Here is a 15,153-nt window from a genome sequence, read left to right as displayed (position 1 = left end):
GTTACCTTGACGGATATCAATTGTTGTTCGGGAATTATGCAGGCTCCGCTATCAGGCCGTCTTTGATCATGGCGGCGCATTTTTCGGCGATCATGATAGTGGGGGCATTGGTATTACCACCAATCAGGCGCGGCATGACAGACGCATCCACGACGCGCAACCCCTCAAGGCCGATCACTTTCAGGCTCGGGTCCACCACGCTCATGGCGTTGTCTGCCGGGCCCATGGCGCACGTGCCAACAGGGTGATATATGGTTTCGGCCTTTGCGCGGACGGTGTCATTGGTTGCTGCGTCATCTTCCAGATCAATGGTGTCCCAGGGGCTCTTTTCCTTCTCGATCAGGTCGGCGAGCGCAGGCTGGCGCATCAGGCGGCGCACCACTTTGATGCCTTCGCGCATGACCCGCAGGTCTTCCGGTTCCGCCAGATAGTTGGGGTCGATCTTCGCGGGCGCCAGCGGATCGCTGGAGGCCAGGGAAATCGTGCCGCGGCTATGTGGGCGGAGCTGGCAGATGTGAATGCCGAAGCCGTGTTCGTGGGGGTCCGCGAAGCCGTGTGGTTCATCGGCCATCGCCAGCATGATGTGGAACTGGATGTCAGGCCGTTCAAGCGCAGGGTCGGTCTTGAGGAACGCGCCAACCGGGGTCACACAGTCTGACAGAACGCCCGGCTTTTTCATCACCCATTTCAGCATTTCCGCAATACCGCGGTGCGGAGCCTTGTAGCGCAAGTATGAAATCGGTTCCTTCAGGTGGGCATAAACCGTGAGGTCCAGATGGTCCTGCATATTTTTACCGACGCCCTTCAGCTCATGCATAACGGGCAGGCCAACAGCCTGGATGTCCTTCGGGTCGCCAATGCCCGATAGCTGCAGAAGCTGGGGGCTGTTGATGGCGCCACCGCACAGGATCACCTCCCGGCCTGCATGCCATTGTTCCACCTTGCCTTTACGGCTGAGTTCAATGCCGACGGCTTTTTTGCCCTTCAGCATCACATGGCGCACCTGGGCTTCGGTCAGGATTGTCAGGTTTGGCCGGTCTTTCGCTGTATCCAGATATGCCTTTGCTGCACTCTGCCGGCGTCCGCCACGGATTGTCTGGTCGTACCAACCCACGCCTTCCTGCTTTGGGCCGTTGAAGTCGTCGGTGAAGGGCAGGCCCATTTCGCTTGCGGCATTCAGGAAGCTGACGTTGAGCGGGCTGTCGGACGTGTGCTGGGTCGTCAGAAGTGGTCCGCTGGATGAGTGGAGGTCATCGTCTGGTCGGTCGCTGCCTTCTGCCTTTTTGAAATAGGGCAGGACATCATCCCACGCCCAACCCTTGCAACCAATCTGCGCCCATTCGTCATAGTCGCGCGCATGGCCACGTACATACAGCAGGCCGTTGATCGAAGACGAGCCGCCAAGCACCTTGCCGCGTGGCCAGAAAAGCCGGCGTCCGTTCAGGTGCGGCTGTGCTTCTGTCCAGTAGTTCCAATTGTGCTTGTTGGGTGCCACCACCTTGGCGATCATGCCGGGCATGTGGATCGCCATCGAGCTATCTTTCTTGCCCGCTTCAATCAACAAGACGCTGACCGCGCTATTCTCGCTTAGCCGTGCAGCCATGACACACCCGGCAGACCCGGCGCCAACAACAATATAATCGAATGTCTTCTGGTTCATTTTATCGCTTTCAGTGTGATTGGCAGGCCATCGACCGGTTTGATCAGCGGCATGATCTGAAATCTGGTCTTGTAACCTTCCGGCAGGATCAGCTCATAGTTCGGCAACAGATGCGTCATGATCACCTTTGCCTGCATATAGGCAAAATGCAAACCCAGGCACATATGGGCACCGCCGCCGAACGGTACCCAGGCATAGCGATGCCTTTCCTTGGCGCCGCCTTCGGCTGAAAAGCGCATTGGGTCAAATTTTGTAGGTTCTGGCCAGGTGTCCGGATCACGGTGCGTTGTGACTGTGCTCAGGCCCACGATTGTGCCTTTGGGGATGATATGACCCTTGAATTCAACATCCCGCACGGTTTCGCGCGGCATGGCCGGCACCGGCGGATTCAGCCGCAGCGCTTCCTTGAAGGCATATTCCGTCAGGGTCAGGTCATTCATTTTTTCATAGGGCAGGCGGCCGTCATTGAGGCCGAGCGCAGAAATTTCCATCCGCAACTGGTCCTGCCAGTCCCGGTGCCGCCCCAGTTCATAAACCATGGTGGTTACCGAGCTGGTGATGGTGTCGTGTGCCGCCATCCACAGGAAGATCATGTGATCGATAATTTCCTGGTCGGTGAAGGTATTGCCTTCATCGTCGCGCGCCTTGCACAGCTGGGTGAAAATATCTGTAAGGTCACTTTCCCGGCGCTGGGGGATCAGGCCCTGCAGGAAGTCGATCATGAAGCGGCGACCCCTTATGCCGCGGGCCATCATTGTGCCGGGGATGGGAACGCGGACCACGCCCATACTGGCGGCAACCATGTCCGTTAGCGCCTTGTTGACCTTGCGGCTTTCCTCGCCTGGCTCCAGGCCCAGGAAAACCGTGGTCGCCATATCAAGCGACAGCTCTTTGATGGCCGGGTAAAACTCGAAATGGCCTTTCTCGCCCCAGGCCTTGATGCGGTCGGGCATGGCGTCGTTCAGGCGCTCCAGATACCCTTTCATGGGTTCGGTTTTGAAGGCAGCCGCCATGATGTGCCTGTGCGCGCGGTGCTCGGCAAAATCCAGTAACATCAGCCCGCGCGGGAACAGTTTGCCAATATAGGGCCACCAGCCTTTTTCGCTTGAGAAATTCTTGCCCTTGTCCATCAGGACAAATTCGTTCGCTTCCGGCCCAAGAAGGGTCACGCTGTCGCGGAAGAAGCTGTTGGTCCGGTATATGGGGCCATATGTCTTGCGCATGCGGGCGCCAAAGGCTACCGGGTCGCGAATGATATCAAGTGTGTGGCCAATTAGCGGCAGGCCGCGCTCGCCCGGAATATCTTCCAGACGCGCCGCTGGCCGCTCTGTTGCAGCTGTAGTCATGTGCCTTGTCCCTCCCCAGGGTGCTGTGATCCGGTCCAAATGGAATAAACGGAACTCAACAGTCCAGAAATTGACTATAGGGCACTAATTGTGGCTGTCAATTCTTGCCGTGAGAGGGGGCAGGTACGCCTTTTTTGATAAATGGCTTCTTCTGGCGCTCCTGGTAATACTCCATGTCGCTTATTATATTGGTTGCTTCCCATGGAGCATAGCCACACCTGTTGTCGGGAGCGCCTTCAGGAAGGTCACCATAATAAAAATCGACCTTCAGGCCATTGCGGGCAATTGCTTCGCCAGTATCTTCGAACTGGTGATATTTCCAGCGTGCCAGTGCCCTTTCGGCGTTGTCATCGAATACGCCCTCGGGCGTGGAGGACAGTATCTCAATGTTTTCAACCTTGCCACTTTTGCTGATGTCATAGCCTAGGGTCACTTTGCCGGATATGCGGTCTCGTGCCTCTTTCTGCTGCATTACCAGCATGGTGCACTGCTTCAGCTGAATATAGGGATCGGACGGATCCCCGACGGTAGAGGGCAGTTCCGGCAGCGGTATATGCCTGCAGGTGGTCTCACCTTCTTCGCCAAAAGTGAAGGTAATGGGCACATCCTTGCGGGGTGCTGCATATCCATCTTCGAAATGAAGGAAATAGGACCAGCGCCTCAGCGCCCGTTTGATGGCGCCGTCCATTACTCCCTTTGGGTCGCTATCCGTGATCCTGATGTTTTCCACCTCGCCCTCGACGGTGATATCAAACAGCGCTGAGGCGTGACCTGTGAGGCGTTTCTTGACGACAATGCGCGGCAACATTGGGTTGACGCAAACGGAATTCTGCCACATGGGATCTTGTGGCCTGGCCGGTCCGTCGGCCCCGACTGCAGCAGGCGCCATCACGGTGGTCATGAAAACAAGTGCGCTTTTTCCGATCTGTCTGAACATTCCCTGTGCCCCATGAATGAAAATGATATAATATAACATATATAAATCATATGCGCTGTCAACAGCGAGTTTGTGACGTAACATGCAAACAGCCCACCGGAAGGGCGGGCTGTTGATTGCTCTTGGCTGAGTGGTTTATTTTGCTTCAGCGGTTGTTGCCTGGGGCCATGGTACGTGGGTGCAGGTTGCCTCCTGTTCTTCAGGAGAACCCCCAAATGTAAAGGTTAGCTCCACATCTTTGCGGCCGCTTTCAACCCCGTCCTTGAAATAGGCGAAATAGCGCCACCCCCTGATTGCGTTGGACACGGAACGGTCCATGACGCCAGGTGGGTCGCTTTCAACTACGCGTATGTTGGTGACACGGCCATTTGGCTGGATGTCGTATTTGACTTTGACATAACCCTGCAATTGCTTCTGTTTCACCGCAAACGCAAGGCGTGCCCCCTTGCACCGTGATGTCAGCCAGTGTCCGTCGTGTTCGTCCCCCTCTGCAAAGGCAGCGGGTGTTGGTGCGCCCATAGCTGCCGCGATCAAGAGTCCCAAGGCGGCTTTGGTTGTGGTTCGCATGGTTTTCCCCTTCCTCTCTCAAGTAGATTCCGAATTCATGCTCCACTATCGTGACAAGCCTTTTCCCCAAAAAGGCCAACGCGCCGCTTTTTCTGCAGCGTCTGTCTTGCTTCTGTCTCCTGCTGTCGCTCGCGCCCCCAGTGCGCATATCATCGTGCCCCAAGCAGGCACTTTCGTTTATAAAAGTCAGCATAGGGTCTATTAACCATTGGTGCAAGGATGGGGTTTGGGCCTGCCTATGGCTAGCCGTAGCCGCCTCCGCCAGGTGTTTCGATGGTGATGCAGTCGCCAGGCTTGACTGTGGTAGCATCCGACGCCGTCATTTGCCCTTGACTGCCGTTCATTCGAATGATTGCAGTCCGACCAGGTTTGCCCGGTTCGCCACCTGCAAGGCCAGGTGGTCCGTCAGCCCGGTGACCGGACAGGATCGAGACTTCCATTTCTTCAAGGAAGCGGATTGTGCGCACGGCCCCATTGCCGCCGGTGTGCTGGCCCTTGCCGCCGCTCCCCGTCCTCACGCCGAAGGTTTCCACGCGCACCGGGTAGCGCCATTCCATCACCTCGACATCAGTCAGGCGGCTGTTGGTCATGTGTGACTGGATGGCATCCGTACCGTCAAATGTTGGCCCGGCGCCGGTCCCGCCCGCAATGGTTTCGTAATATTGATGACGGCTGTTGCCGAACGTCAGGTTGTTCATGGTGCCTTGGGCCGCGGCCATGGTACCTGCGGCCAGAAACAGGGCGTTGGTGACAATCTGGCTGGTTTCCACATTGCCGGCAACAACGGCAGCCGGTGGTGTTGGGTTCAGCATGCAGCCTTCAGGTACCACCAGATGGATTGGCTTCAGGCACCCGGCATTCAGTGGGATGTCTTCGCCGGTCAAGGTGCGGAACACATAAAGGACCGCGGCTTTGGTGACAGCGAGCGGTGCGTTGAAATTATTGTCCTGAACCGGGCTTGTGCCGGTGAAGTCCACGGTGACAGTCCGGTCTTTCCGGTTGACGTCCAGGCGCACGCGCACCTCAGCGCCGCAGTCCATCGGATAGCTGAACCGTCCGTCCTTCAGGCGGTCGATCACGCGGCGGACTGCTTCTTCGGCGTTGTCCTGCACATGGCCCATATAGGCGTCAACCACATCGCGGCCAAAATCACTAGCCAGTTTCTTCACCAGCGTCACGCCGCGTTCGTTTGCGGCAACTTGGGCTTTCAGGTCAGCGACATTCTGGTCAGGATTGCGGGACGGATACGGGCCTTGCGCCAGCCTGTTCCTGAGTTCCTGCGTGTTGAAACTACCTTCAGACACCAGCTTGAAATTGCTGAAGCGGATGCCTTCCTGGTCAATTGTCTTGGATGCGGGTGGCATTGACCCCGGCGAAATGCCGCCAATGTCTGCGTGATGGCCGCGGGATGCCACATAGAAGTGCGGCTCAGCATCGCTTTCAAAGAAGACCGGAGTGATGACTGTGATATCCGGCAGGTGAGTGCCACCGGCGAACGGGTCATTCAGCATGAACACGTCACCTGGCTTGATCGTGCCCTTACGCGCGTCGATAATGTTCAAGACACTTTCGCCCATGCTGCCCAGGTGCACTGGCATGTGAGGCGCGTTGGCGATCAGGTTGCCTGCTTTGTCGAACACGGCGCAGGAGAAGTCCAGCCGTTCCTTCACATTTACCGAATGGGCGGTTTTCGCCAGTACGCCACCCATTTCTTCCGCCACCGACATAAAGAGATTGTTGAAAATCTCCAGCATGATCGGGTCGGGTTTCGTTGTGTCGATATCCCGGCGGGTGCGCTCTGCCGTGCGGTGCAGCAGCAGCGTGTCATTCGCCTTCAGTGATGCCGACCAACCGGGCTCAAGGATCGTGGTACCACCATTTTCAAGGATGACTGCGGGCCCAGTGATGGTGCAGTCCGGCTTCAGCTGTTCGCGGTGATAGATTGCAGCGTCCTTCATGGCGCCGCCGCTGAAGAATTGGAACTTGCCAGCAGGCGATGCGCTTGTGCCTGTGGCTGCCAGGTTCAGCGCGGTCGCGGCACCGCCACCGGCGGCTTCCGCTTCCACGGCTTCTACATAAATGGCCTGGTCTGGCTCTGTGAAGCCAAACTGGGCTTTATGTGCGTCTTCAAATGCGGCTTTGGTCTTACACTCGTCAGCCAGCGGCACAGTCAGCGTCGTATCCGTGCCCTTGTATTTCACCCGAAGGCGCACAGAGACGGTCTGGTCACGCTCTGGCACGCCCTGTTCGGTGAGGCGTTCTTGCGCAAGCCTGCGCACTTCACCAGCCGTCGCGGCTATTGCTTCAGTATCAGCTAGCGGGCACTCCAGCGCTTGATCCGTGATTACCCGCTGGTCTGCAAGGCCCATCCCCAGGGCTGAAAGGACGCCTGAGAATGGCGGCACGATGACATGGTCGATCCCAAGCGCATCTGCCACAAGGCAGGCATGCTGGCCTCCCGCGCCGCCGAAGGTCAGCAGGCTGTATTTCTTGATGTCATGGCCGCGCTCAACCGACACGCGCTTGATGGCGCGGGCCATGTGCTCCACGCCCACAGCCAGGAACCCCTCTGCAATTTCATGCAGGCTGTAGCTAGTGCCGGTCTCTGTCTTGAGTTGGGCCTGGATTTCCTTGAAATCCGCTTCCGTCGCCGCCGTATCAAGGGGGGACTTGCCGTCTTCGCCAAACACAGTTGGGAACAGGTCTGGCGACAGTTTCCCCAACATGACGTTACAGTCTGTGATGGTGATAGGCCCGCCACGGCCATAGGCTGCTGGGCCAGGGAAGGCGCCCGCGGAGGCAGGCCCAACCTGGAAGCGCCCGTCGATGACCTTGCAGATGGACCCGCCACCGGCGGCAACTGTGTGGATATCCATCATGGGCACTGTCATGCGGACCCCGGCGACCACAGTGTCGAACACGCGCTCGTAAGCGCCGTCATAGTGGCTGACATCGGTGGATGTGCCGCCCATGTCAAAGCCGATCAGCTTGGAAAAGCCCGCACGTTCGGCAGTTTTCGCCGCACCCACAATGCCGCCGGCTGGGCCGGAAAGGACGGCATCCTTGCCTTCAAAGGCGTGTGCCGCCGCAAGCCCGCCGTTTGACTGCATAAAATAAAGCGGGCTGCCGGTGGTGGCGTGCTCTACCTGGTTTACATAGCGCTTCAGGATTGGGGATAGATAGGCATCTGCCACCGTGGTGTCGCCACGCGACACCAGCTTCATCAGCGGGCTGACCTTGTGACTCAGCGAAATCTGTGTAAAGCCGATTTCTTCGGCGATCTTGCCTGCCATGATTTCATGGTCGGGGAAGCGGTAAGCATGCACGAAGGCGATAGCAACGCTTCTCAGGCCCGTATCATAGGCTTTCCGAAGTGCCTTGCGGCAGGCAGCCTCGTCAAGCGCAGTGACAACCGTGCCGTCAACCGCCATGCGTTCATCAGCCTCCACGACATCGCTATAAAGCGGCACAGGGCGCTCAGGCTTAAGCGCGAACAGGTCGGCCCGGTGCTGTTGGCCAATCATCAGGGCATCCTTGAAGCCCTTGGTTATCAGCAAAAGCGTGGGCTCGCCGTCGCGCTCCAACAGCGCATTGGTGGCAACGGTTGTGCCCATCTTGATCGCGCTGACGTCCGCGGCGGGGAAGGGGGCATCATCCGCCACCCCCATAATGTCACGCATGGCATGCACGGCGGCATCGTCATATTGGCCGGGATTTTCCGATAGATACTTGTGGCTGGTAAGGCTGCCATCGGGGTGCTTCGCCACCACGTCAGTGAAGGTGCCGCCCCGGTCGATCCAAAACTCAAACTTGCTCATACATCCATCCCCGTTTTGCCTATGCATAGCGGGCTTGAGTGGCAAGTTCAATGCGCGAGCGAGAAGCAGCCCTTCAGTTACAAAAAAGGCACCACTCTGGGAGAGAGTGGTGCCTGGGGTGGCCCCTCGAGCTGAAATGGTGCCAGGGAAGGTCGGGGCCTGGGTGTCGGGAACCCAGAAGGGTGCAAGCCAATGGCTCACATTTCCTTTCCTTCACCTAATGAGGGTAAAATTAAAACCAATGATTGTCAATCGTGTTCGTCCGGGTTTCATTGGGCCTTGTTGTTTTGTCTGGATTGAAGGTCTTCCAGATAGGTTGCCAGCCCCTGATACCGGGCCCGCATATTGCTCTGCATTCCCTTGCAGAAACGGGCGGTCCCGAAATCGGTTAGCAGGGCGTCAAACAACCCGCGTCGGCGCCCAACCTTGAACATCAGGACAGCTGATGACACATCGGCGACCAAGGTGATGCGTTCCTTGCCGTTCAGTTCCCCCATTATCTGTGAAATGGATTCCTCTATTGGGGAACCTTCCACCTTGAGGGCGATTTGCAGCGTGGATTCCGCTGCAATTTTGTTGAGCATCGCGGGATCGAGGTCAGGGCTCTGACAAACAAGGGCGAAGGCCATGACCTGGGCCGCATCATCCAAGACATGAAGTTCCCCTTTATCCCGGTTTTCGTCAATGTAGGTCAGGTGTTGTGCGGCAAGCATGCGCACGATTTCAGCCCGCTGGAGCATATATTGCATGGACTTGACCATCTGGTCCCGCTGGGTTGGGGCAGCGTCTTCGTCCTGGGCAAGAGCGCTGGTGGCCTGCAGCAGGCAGGCGGCAGTGGCGATTGTGGCGATCAGCTTTTTCATGGAGTTTTCTTCCCATATGTTTTTCTGGGTATCGTCATACCATTGTTTTGCTTTGGCGAAACATGCTAAATCGCCCCATCGGGACACTGGAGGGCCTGGCCACGCAGGGAGCAGAAAGTAAGGTTCATGGAAATTTATGTTGATGCAGATGCCTGCCCTGTGAAGGAAGAAGTGCTGAAGGTTTCCTATCGGCATGACCTGGTGGTGCATCTGGTGTCGAATGCCTGGCTGCGCATTCCTGTTGGGGAAAATGTGAAGAAGGTCGTGGTGAGCGACGGCTTTGACGCTGCCGATGACTGGATCGTGGAGCACGCCGGTGCCGACGATATCTGCATCACCGGTGATATCCAGTTGGCCGCCCGGCTTCTTGAAGCGGGCGCGGTGGTTTTGGGCCATAACGGCAAGCCGTTCACAACAGACAATATTGGTATGGCACTGGCGATGCGGGAGCTTAAATCCCAGCTGCGGGACATGGGTGAAGATCGCGGCTTCAACGCCAGCTTTTCCCAAAAGGACAGGTCACGCTTCCTGTCTGCGCTTGAGCTTGCTGTGCAAAAGGGCCTGCGCCGCTAATTGGTGTTGGTAGGCAATAAAAAGCGGCGCCAACCATATGGTTGCGCCGCCTGTCACCCCAGTCTAACCCCTTAGACTTTGATGTCGATTTTCAGGCCCTTGCCATTGATGGTATGCGGAGCTTCGAGCTTCACTTTGCTCTGAGGTACGTCATTCAGATCCAGTTTGGCGCCGCCACCATTCTTTTGTGGTGCAATGCCTGCTGTGTTGAGCTGCAAGGCTGGGCCAGACGAAATACTGCTGATCATAAAATAACTCCTGAACCAAAAATTGAACGCGTGATTCTGTTTACAAGGCCCTTAGTGACAGAAGCCTTTTCTTTTGTGAAGAGATGAATAAAATTTTACCCACATTATTGATTTTATTCACCTTTTGGCAGCCATTCTGACAGGAAGCGAACGCTGTTGCCGCCCATGACTTTGCGGATGCTGTCTTCTGAAATTCCGCGGGTTACCAGGGCTTCGGTGATGGCACCAATGTCGCTTGCTGTGATGGCTTTCACCGTGCCGTCCCAGTCTGATCCCAGCGCTATATGATCTGCGCCCACGAGGGTGATGCCATAGGCGATGCTGGCGGCGATGTCGTCTGGGGTGTCACCGCAGGCTGCGCTGTCCCAAAAGCCGACGGCGATCAACCCACCCTTCGCCGCGATGGCCTGCATCAAGTCATCCGGGAAATTCCGGGGTGTGTCACAGTGGCCCCGGAAGCCCGTATGCGAGACCACGGTTGGGCGCACTGCGATTTCAAGGGTGTCCCAAGCGACCTGCTCGGATGAATGGGCTAGGTCGATGATTATCTCCTTCTCTTCCAGACGCTGCACAACCTGCTTGCCAAAGTCCGTCAATCCGCCTTTTGCCTCGCCGTGCAATGATCCGCCCAGCCGGTTGTCGAAGAAATGCAGCAGTCCGACCATGCGGAAGCCGGCGTCATAGAGGCGGTCGATATTGGCGATGGCGCCTTCCAGGGGATGTGCGCCTTCTGTGCCCAACAGGGCGCCGACGGGCGCAAGGCGTTTGGCTGTATCCCGCGCTTCAAGAAAGGCAGCCAGTTCAGCCTGGGTGCGAACCCACATCATGGCGCCGCCAGAGCGGTTGACGGCATCATCCAGCTTTTCGGCCTGGTATAGCGCACGCTCCAGCAGACTGTTCCATGTCCGGACCGGCCAGCCCTGACCGACTGCGAGCAACGTGATGTTGTCGCTTGAAGCGTCATTTGCGTGCAGATTTTGCCCGCGCGGCGTTTTGGTCACAGTCGTGAACATTTGCAGGCCCATATTGCCCTCCCGCAGGCGCGGCAGGTCTACGTGGCCATAGTCATGTCGTGCCAGCAGGCTTCGGTTCCAGAGCAGTGTGTCCGCGTGCCAGTCCATCACAAGGAGGGAGCGGTGGAAGGTTTCCGAATCTGCGCTTAGCCGGTAGGGTCGATGGTCCACCTGTTTGTTCATGGAGCGGTCCGCCATGGGAGCAGCGATCAGGCGCAGCCCCGCATAGCCAATGAGCAAGGCAAGCAATGCCAGCGTAACTGTTACTTTGAGAATGCGAGCCATAAAAAATCCTCCCCTACATGAGTATAGGGGAGGATCCGTCTTTGGCGAGTGTCTAAGTCCTGCCAATTCAAAAGACGCTAGGTTTTGGCCTGCCATCCCACATGCAGAGCTATCTGGTTTGCAACGGCATCAGCCATATGGGCGGTCAGTCTGGTCAGGTCGCTGGTCCAGTATCGGTCTGTGTTTAGACCATATGCCCGATAGTCAGAGCCCGGATTGATCGTGTCCAGCTCCAGGGTGGTGTACTGCCCATTTGTGGGGTCCAGAAGTTCCACCGTTACTTTCATGACGCCCTTGGCAGCCCCCATTGTAGGGCCCGAGCGACGACCGCTGTTGAAGGCCCCGCCTGATGAGACGCGACTGTTGAGTGCGGCGAGTGAATGGTCCAGCTGAATAGATGTAACCGTGACCTGATAATCGGGAACAGCGACGCCGCGGGCCTGAAGGCCACCGTCGATCATACGTTCCATCATGGAAAGCAGGTCATATCGATCCAGGGTGTCAAAGGCTGGATGGCGAAGGATGCAATTGCGCTTGCAATTTTTGTCTTCAATAAGATTGATGCTGTCCTCATACCGTGACAGGTGGCTGTCATACCTGATTTTTTCAGGGTCTGCGGGTGCATCCACGACTACTGTTACAGATTGCGGAACATTTGGCTCCACGATCGCGGTGGCCGTGGTGGTTACGCTCTGCACGGTGGTTGCAACTCGGGTAACGGGTGCGACGGCAGTGGCTACGCGTTTCCTTTCATAATCGGAAGAGATGCTCGCGACAGCGGCGCTAAAGGCCTCCTGGATGGGTTTATCGTCCGGTAGCCTGTGTTTGATGGCGCTCAGCGCCAGCCGCTTTTCATAGTCACCGCTGATTGAAGCCGCAGCTTCAATCAGGGATACCCAGCCTTTGGTGTCGAAGGCGCCGTAGGCTGCGATGCTGCTGAGCGCCAGGCGTTTTTCATAGTCGCTGCCGATTGAATTGATCGCGTTAAGGGCAATGGCTGTGGCACCACGGGACTCTGACAATTGCTCAACAAAGGAACTCAGGAGAAGGCGAAGCTCATAATCGCTTTCCATCTCTTCGGCAGCAAGTTCGGCAAGCCTTTCCAGGTTTCCTTCGCTCAGTGTCTGGTCATTGACGGCGGCAGACAGCAGGAGCCGCATCTCATAGTCGCTTTCGACCGAACGGGCGAGTTCGAGCAGGTCTTTCATGGTCTTGTTGTCTGTGCCGAACCGATCAATATAAGGCGTCAGCAACAGGCGCAGTTCATAGTCGCTGTCGATCGTGCGAGCCGCCTTCAGAACCTTTGGCATCACGCTCTTGTCCAGCTCTTTCTCTTCCAGCAGCAATGACAGGGCAAGACGGAGCTCATAGTCGCTGTCCATTTTGGCAAAGCGGTCTACCAGCTTTTTCAGGTCGCGGTTTGAGAGGTCGGCCTTATCAATCAGCAGGGCCGCGTACATGCGGGCAACATGATCAACGTCAAGCTGGTCAATTTCCTTCACTACCCCGCCTGTGCCTTTGGCAGCAAGAATGCGGGTGACACGGGCCTTGGCGTTCAAGCCCACCTGGCGCACCAGAATCAGTAGCGTATCGGCCAGCCACTTTTCGCCCTCCTTGTCGAAGTCGGATTTCTTGCCGTCCTTCCAGTAGGTCAGTTGAATTTGGCCGTCTGGATTTTCAATGCGAACCTTGTGCTTCTTGCTGCCGTACTTGCTGCGCAGTACCAGCATCGCCCCTTCTTCCATAGACGCGATGGCAGCATCGTCATGGGTGAGGGTGAATTCACCGTCCCAGCGCGCTTTGATCTCGCGCTTGCCGTCACTCCAGACCATGTTGCCGATGCCATTTGCATCAGTGATATGAAGGCGCGTAGGTCCATCAACTCTGTGGGACGACTTTTCGAATTCGTGCAGTTCTGCCCGTTCCGCCAGGAGGCGTGCGTTTTCCTTCACTTCTGCCTCTGCCTGGGCGATGGCCACGCGCATTTCACGGGCGATCTGTGCCTCGCTGGGTGCGGGCATGCCTGTCGCTTTGGCCTCCTTGGCCATGACGCGCGCTTTTTCCGCAACCTTTGCGCGGGCCTCTTCGATCGTGCGGCGCATTTCCGCTTCGATTTCCTCGGCGCTTGGTAGGGTGTCCGGGTGGGCCGTAGTCGATGCCATAATAGGCAGTGGCATTTCAGCAGACAGCGCGTCCGCAAACTGGATGCTAGGGAGCCCCAGCGTTATGGCGAGAAGGCTGCAAGCAACAGCGCCCTTCGCTGCCACACCGGATTTTCCGAAAGCTTGGCCGTTCGCACCGATTAGCCGTTCGACCCTGGTTTTTAGCATTGATTTATTACCTGCCATTGCAAGTCCCCATTGTATCTGTCGTGTTTCATGTATTTTTGTGGCGCAGGTATAGAGGGCGGCGGCAACAGACTTGGCGTCAGCCAGGTGCGTTGCTGCCCATTCATCTGCGGAAAGCTCCGCGATATCTGCCAACCGCTTGCGCGCCAATCTAAATAGCGGTTGAAAGAAAAACAGTCGTGATAGGGCCTGCATGACCATCAGCATCAGTGGGTCTCGGCGTACCATGTGGGCAACCTCATGCGCTAGCAAGCTGTCGAGTTCGCTCTTTGGCAAGTCGTCAAAGGCCCAATCGGGCAAGCAGATTTCGCGCCGTGGCAGGCATACCGGGCTACTCAGGTCGCTTGAGCGGCTCAGGTAAGGCACGGTCCGGATTTGGGCCGCGTCGCAGATGGCCCTGAGGGCTTTGTTGGCATCATGCTCGGCCGGGACACGTAGACGGCTGCCCAGGCTTTTAATGGCGCTGGCATAGCCGCCAAGAAGCAACACAAGGGCGAGGCCAGCAAGGGCAGCCCACATAAGTGCCGCAAGGTCTTTGGTGCGCATGCTGGCCATCAGGTTCCATAGGGTGTTTGGCGCGGATGCAGTGGCTGCTTCGATAGTAACCATTGGCTCTAACGCTGGTCTTGTCGCAGGCATAACTAGCTGGTCAGTCTTTGTTGAAAGACTTTCCCGTTCGGCCATATTGCGGGCGGTTGTTGTGATCAATGTTTCCTTGTCCTGCCTTGGCGCTGGGTCAAGCATCGGCAGCATGCCGGCAAGGGGGCGTCCTTCATTGAATTCCTCAACCAAGGCTGCTGTTTTTTCATGCTGGATAGTGATGGGTTTGGAAATCCAGTCGCCGACGGGCAATAGAGCGAGGAACGAGCCGGCAACCGCCAGTTTCCAGGCCATGTCAGCCAGGTCGGGCTTGTTCAGGAGCCGCGTTTTTTCCATCAGCCACACAGCGCCAAGCAGCACTGTGCTTGCAACCATGAATTTGAGGGCAAGCGTCAGCGCCGGCATGTCGAAAAATGCGTCAAACATCAGACGTTCTCCCCATCGATCAACTGCTTGATCTGGTCCAGTTCATCTTTCTCTATCTCGCCTTCGTTAACCAAATGGGCGAGCAGGGCTTTGCTGTCGCCTTTAAAGAGCGTGGAGACGAGGGAGGAGACCATGGACCGCTTTACGTCGCCTTCGCTGATGAGCGGCCTGTAGACACGCTCCCGCCCCCGGGTTTCCGAAGCAAGAACGCCTTTCTTTTCCAGTCGGGACAATATTGTGCCGACGGTCGTATGAGCGAGGCCCAGATTATCCAGCACGGCCTGCACATCCTTGGCTGAGCCTTCGCCCAGCTTCCAGAGTGCCTGCACGAGCTGATATTGTTGATCTGATAATTTTATATTCGCTGTCATGTCTCGGACCTTCTACTACATGTGTAGAAGAATTATTACTACAGCTGTAGTAAGGCGTCAATGGAAAGAATCTTAAAGTTTTGCAGCCTGGGAAAATG

Annotated in this window: 11 protein-coding genes; 1 reads left to right on the top strand and 10 read right to left on the bottom strand. The window is 56.8% G+C overall.

From position 1 onward, the window contains the following. Nucleotides 1-34: 34 nt before the first annotated feature. The 6 genes from ACFO5Q_RS09110 to ACFO5Q_RS09085 all read right to left on the bottom strand — a co-directional run bounded on the left by ACFO5Q_RS09110 (nt 35) and on the right by ACFO5Q_RS09085 (nt 9,191). Nucleotides 35-1,660, bottom strand: a complete 1,626-nt coding sequence (locus ACFO5Q_RS09110; protein WP_068151870.1) for a GMC family oxidoreductase — start codon at nt 1,658-1,660, stop codon at nt 35-37. After that, nucleotides 1,657-3,006 (bottom strand): cytochrome P450, encoded by a 1,350-nt coding sequence (locus tag ACFO5Q_RS09105; protein ID WP_068151872.1) that lies wholly within the window; start codon nt 3,004-3,006, stop codon nt 1,657-1,659. The genes ACFO5Q_RS09110 and ACFO5Q_RS09105 overlap by 4 nt, the downstream gene beginning before the upstream one ends. A 97-nt stretch (nt 3,007-3,103) precedes the next feature. After that, nucleotides 3,104-3,943 (bottom strand): energy transducer TonB, encoded by an 840-nt coding sequence (locus ACFO5Q_RS09100; RefSeq protein ID WP_068151873.1) that lies wholly within the window; start codon nt 3,941-3,943, stop codon nt 3,104-3,106. Nucleotides 3,944-4,078: 135 nt separating this feature from the next. Continuing rightward, a complete protein-coding gene (locus tag ACFO5Q_RS09095) occupies nt 4,079-4,510 on the bottom strand; it encodes an energy transducer TonB (RefSeq protein WP_068151875.1) in 432 nt (143 codons plus the stop codon). 242 nt (nt 4,511-4,752) lie between these two features. Then, nucleotides 4,753-8,328 (bottom strand): hydantoinase B/oxoprolinase family protein, encoded by a 3,576-nt coding sequence (locus ACFO5Q_RS09090; RefSeq protein ID WP_156432051.1) that lies wholly within the window; start codon nt 8,326-8,328, stop codon nt 4,753-4,755. Between the two features lie 269 nt (nt 8,329-8,597). Next, on the bottom strand, nt 8,598-9,191 hold the full coding sequence (locus tag ACFO5Q_RS09085; RefSeq protein WP_068151881.1) for a hypothetical protein: 594 nt from the start codon (nt 9,189-9,191) through the stop codon (nt 8,598-8,600). 126 nt (nt 9,192-9,317) lie between these two features. Between ACFO5Q_RS09085 and ACFO5Q_RS09080 the strand changes: the two genes are divergently transcribed. Next, entirely contained in the window at nt 9,318-9,764 is a 447-nt protein-coding gene (locus ACFO5Q_RS09080; protein ID WP_068151883.1) for a YaiI/YqxD family protein, read from the top strand. 71 nt (nt 9,765-9,835) lie between these two features. On the opposite strand, the gene ACFO5Q_RS09075 is transcribed toward ACFO5Q_RS09080, so the two are convergent. The 4 genes from ACFO5Q_RS09075 to ACFO5Q_RS09060 form a co-directional block, all read right to left on the bottom strand. After that, nucleotides 9,836-10,012 carry a hypothetical protein gene (locus tag ACFO5Q_RS09075; protein ID WP_156432052.1) on the bottom strand — a complete coding sequence of 59 codons (177 nt, stop codon included), beginning with the start codon at nt 10,010-10,012 and terminating at the stop codon, nt 9,836-9,838. Nucleotides 10,013-10,125: 113 nt separating this feature from the next. Next, entirely contained in the window at nt 10,126-11,310 is a 1,185-nt protein-coding gene (locus tag ACFO5Q_RS09070) for a dipeptidase (RefSeq protein WP_068151886.1), read from the bottom strand. A 77-nt stretch (nt 11,311-11,387) separates the two neighbouring features. After that, a complete protein-coding gene (locus ACFO5Q_RS09065) occupies nt 11,388-14,684 on the bottom strand; it encodes a M56 family metallopeptidase (RefSeq protein WP_068151887.1) in 3,297 nt (1,098 codons plus the stop codon). Continuing rightward, nucleotides 14,684-15,055 (bottom strand): BlaI/MecI/CopY family transcriptional regulator, encoded by a 372-nt coding sequence (locus tag ACFO5Q_RS09060; RefSeq protein ID WP_068151890.1) that lies wholly within the window; start codon nt 15,053-15,055, stop codon nt 14,684-14,686. The genes ACFO5Q_RS09065 and ACFO5Q_RS09060 overlap by 1 nt, the downstream gene beginning before the upstream one ends. Between the last annotated feature and the right edge of the window lie 98 nt (nt 15,056-15,153).

Source organism: Kordiimonas lipolytica, from assembly GCF_042651265.1.
In the GTDB taxonomy this organism is placed as follows: domain Bacteria; phylum Pseudomonadota; class Alphaproteobacteria; order Sphingomonadales; family Kordiimonadaceae; genus Kordiimonas; species Kordiimonas lipolytica.
Note: the sequence above shows the minus strand (reverse complement) of the source record. Positions and strands in the feature narration are given on the sequence as shown.